The sequence below is a fragment of the Gilliamella sp. Lep-s35 genome, assembly GCF_009795845.1.
Classification (GTDB): Bacteria; Pseudomonadota; Gammaproteobacteria; order Enterobacterales; family Orbaceae; genus Gilliamella.
In genome coordinates this window covers 1-351 of record NZ_WTEX01000087.1, presented here as the reverse complement: position 1 = coordinate 351, position 351 = coordinate 1, and the positions used below count along the sequence as shown (strand labels likewise).

Genomic DNA, 351 nt, shown 5'->3' with positions numbered 1-351 from the left:
AGGCAGAAAATCGCAAACTTAAACAGATGTTTGCTGAGTTAAGTTTAAAATCCCAACTTCAGGAAGAAATTATAAAAAAGCTGTAGTGCCCACGCAAGAACGTAAAAGGTGGGTGGAAAAGCGACAAGCAACACATTCAATTACAATTGCAATGAGTTGCGCAATAATGGGATTAAGTCGTAGTGCTTATTATTATCAACCTAAGTTGCCGGATCACTCGATGATTATTGCGATATTGAGCGATATCGCAGAAAGACATTTACGTTGGGTTTTCCTAAATGTTTTCATCGCATTAGAAAGCTCGGTTATCAATGGAATCGTAAACGGGTTTACCGGGTGTATTGTGAGTTA

1 pseudogene is annotated in these 351 nt (G+C 38.5%); it reads left to right on the top strand.

Annotated elements, in window-relative coordinates:
• Nucleotides 1–85: 85 nt before the first annotated feature.
• A pseudogene (locus tag GQ590_RS12145) lies at nt 86–351 on the top strand (hypothetical protein); the annotation flags it as partial.